Below are 2,896 nucleotides of genomic sequence, written 5' to 3' on the forward strand. Positions count from 1 at the left end.
CCGCACCCACCACCCCAGTCCGGCGGGAGTGGGGTGGGGGTCAGCGCATGCGGGTGACGATGGCGGTGTCGTAGTCGCCGGAGATGAACTCCTCGTTCTCCAGCAGCTCGGCGAAGAAGGGCAGGTTGCACTTCGGGCCGGCGATCTCGAACTGGGCCACCGCTGCCTTCGCCCGCTCGATCGCCTCGGCCCGATCCGCGCCGCTGACGATCAGCTTGGCCATCAGGCTGTCGTAGAAGGGGGTGACGGTGTTGCCCTCGACGTAACCGGAGTCGACCCGGACGCCCTCGCCGGTCGGCTCGGTCCAGGTCTTGATCGCGCCGGGACCGGGCAGGAAGCGCTTCGGGTCCTCGGCGTTGATCCGCAGCTCGATGGCGTGCCCGCGCGGGGCGAGCGCGTCCGGGTCGAAGGTCGGGGCCAGGCCGGCGGCCACCCGCAGCTGCTCCTCGACCAGATCGACGCCGTAGACGTACTCGGTCACCGGGTGCTCGACCTGGAGCCGGGTGTTCATCTCGAGGAAGAAGAACTCGTTCGTGGCCGGGTCCAGCAGGCACTCCACCGTGCCCGCGTTGCGGTAGTTGACCGCCTCACCGGCGCGTACCGCCGCCGCGAGGAAACGCTCGCGGAGCTCGGGCGAGACCGCCGGGGACGGGGACTCCTCGACCAGCTTCTGGTTGCGCCGCTGCACCGAGCACTCCCGCTCGCCCAGGGCCACCACCCGGCCGTCGGCCAGGCCGAGGATCTGCACCTCGACGTGGCGCACCCGGGGGAAGTACCGCTCGATCAGCACCGAGCCGTCGCCGAACATCCGCTCGGCGAAGGAGCGGACCTTGCCGTACTCGGTGCGCAGCGCGGCCTCGTCCGTGGCCACGCCCATGCCCATGCCGCCGCCACCGGCCGCCGCCTTCACCATCACCGGGTAGCCGATCTCCGCAGCGGCCGCGACCGCCGCGTCCAGGTCGGCCGCCGGGTCGGTGGTGCCCGGCGCCACCGGCACCCCGGCCGCCGCCATCAGGTTCCGCGCATTGATCTTGTCGCCCATCGCGGTGATCGCGTCCGCGCCGGGCCCGACCCAGATCAGGCCGCTGGCCTCGACCGTACGGGCGAAGTCCGCGTTCTCCGAGAGGAAGCCGTAGCCGGGGTGGATCGCCTGCGCGCCGGTGGACTTGGCGGCGGCGAGGATCGCCTCGACGTTCCGGTAACTCTGCGCCGGGTTGGCCGGGCCCACGCAGACCGCCTCGTCGGCCTCCGTCACGAACGGCAGGCCGGCGTCGGCCTCCGAGTGCACCGCGATCGCGCGGATGCCGAGCCGCTTGGCGGTCCGGATGATCCGACGGGCGATCTCGCCCCGGTTGGCGACCAGCAGTGACTCGATCATGTTTCCTCCTAGCGTCCAGGGGTGGGGACGGGTGCTAGGGAACCACGGGCCGCAGGTTACTCACGAGTCGCCGGGGGCGGCATCTCCGAGGAAGCGCACCCAACGGACCGGCGGGTCAGGCCGGGTCGGTGGGGGCGAGCAGGGCGGCGAGCGTCGCGCCGCGCAGCAGCTCGGCCCGGCGGCGCCGGTCCACCTCGCCGCCGAGGAACGGGGTGGAGTTCATCAGGCCGAACGCGGCGTGCGCGAGCACCCGCGCCTCGCCGTCCGGCAGCCCCGGGTGCAGCGCGGTCAGCACGGTCACCCACTCCTCGACGTAGAGCCGCTGCAGCCGGCGGATCCGGCGGCGCGGCTCGTCCGGCAGCCGGTCCAGCTCGTGCAGGTGCAGGGCGATCACCGCCGGGTTGGCCAGCGCGAAGTCGACGTGGAAGTCGATCAGCGACTCCAGCGTGCCGCGCGGGTCGTCCGGGTGGTTGGCGGCCCGCTTCCGCCCGCCCTCGAGCAGCCCCTCGCTGACCGGGATCAGGGCGGCCACCAGCATCGCCTCCTTGCCGGCGAAGTGGTGGTAGAGGGCCGGACCGGTCACCCCGGCGGCGGCGCCGATGTCGTCCATCGACACGCCGTGGTAGCCGCGCGCGGCGAAGAGGCCGACCGCGATCTCCAGGATCTCGTCCCGCCGGGACCGGCGTCGGCCCGCACCCGTCGCGCCGTTCGTTGCGCCCCGCGCCTGCTGTTCCACCGCCACGCGGGCAAGCCTAGACCGCGAGGGGAACGAGGTGGAGGCTCGGTTACCCGTCGGTCGCCCCACGCACTTGACCCTCGACCCGGTTCAGGCCGCAGGGTCCGTCGGCATGACCGCTCCCGTGCTCGGCCGCGACTACCGACTGCTCTGGTCCGCCGCCGTCTCCTCCCGGTTCGGCGACGCCCTGCGTACGCCGGCACTGGCCCTGCTGGCCGCCACGCTGACCCGCGACCCTCGGGCGATCGCCGCGGTGACCGTCGCCGGTCAGCTCCCGCCGCTGCTGCTCGGCCTGCTCGGCGGGGCGTACGCCGACCGGTGGGACCGCCGCCGCACGATGGCGGCCGTGGACGGGCTGCGGGCGGGCGTGGTGGCCGCCCTGGCCGTACTGGTCGCCACCGGCCGGGCCGGGCTGGCGACGGTGGCGGTGGCCGCCCTTGTGCTCGCCACCCTCGGCACCGTCTTCGACGCGGCCTCCTTCGCCGTGCTCCCGTCCGTGGTCCCCCCGACTGCCCTGCCCACCGCCAACGGCCGCCTCCAGGCCGGCACCGCGGTCGCCGGCGGTTTCCTCGGCGCTCCGCTCGCCGGCGTCCTCTTCGCGATCTCGGCGGCCCTCCCGTTCACCGTCGACGCCCTCACCTTCGCCGCCGCCGCCCTCCTCGTCCTCTCCCTCCGCCCCACCCGAGTTCCGCGATCTTGCAGTTGCCGCCCGGACAAAGCCGCCCGAACGGGGCATGTCGGCGGCCATGACTGCAAGATCGGCGGGGGAAGCGGGGGCGTGT

3 protein-coding genes are annotated in these 2,896 nt (G+C 73.8%); 1 reads left to right on the forward strand and 2 read right to left on the reverse strand.

Translation table 11 applies throughout. The features are described 5' to 3' along the window. Nucleotides 1-40: 40 nt before the first annotated feature. Together DKL51_RS29380 and DKL51_RS29385 are read right to left on the reverse strand one after the other, a co-directional pair. Nucleotides 41-1,378, reverse strand: a complete 1,338-nt coding sequence (locus DKL51_RS29380) for an acetyl-CoA carboxylase biotin carboxylase subunit (RefSeq protein ID WP_109948034.1) — start codon at nt 1,376-1,378, stop codon at nt 41-43. A 115-nt stretch (nt 1,379-1,493) separates the two neighbouring features. Next, nucleotides 1,494-2,120, reverse strand: a complete 627-nt coding sequence (locus DKL51_RS29385) for a TetR/AcrR family transcriptional regulator (RefSeq protein WP_109948033.1) — start codon at nt 2,118-2,120, stop codon at nt 1,494-1,496. 106 nt (nt 2,121-2,226) lie between these two features. On the opposite strand from DKL51_RS29385, the gene DKL51_RS29390 reads away from it, so the two are divergent. Next, on the forward strand, nt 2,227-2,896 hold a 670-nt coding region (locus DKL51_RS29390; protein ID WP_124812810.1), incomplete at its 3' end, for an MFS transporter.

This window comes from Micromonospora globispora (assembly GCF_003857015.1).
In the GTDB taxonomy this organism is placed as follows: domain Bacteria; phylum Actinomycetota; class Actinomycetes; order Mycobacteriales; family Micromonosporaceae; genus Micromonospora; species Micromonospora globispora.

Excerpts from the sequence above, each read along its gene's own strand:
- DKL51_RS29380 (WP_109948034.1), bottom strand. The coding sequence starts at position 1,378 with ATGATCGAGTCACTGCTGGTCGCCAACCGGGGCGAGATCGCCCGTCGG.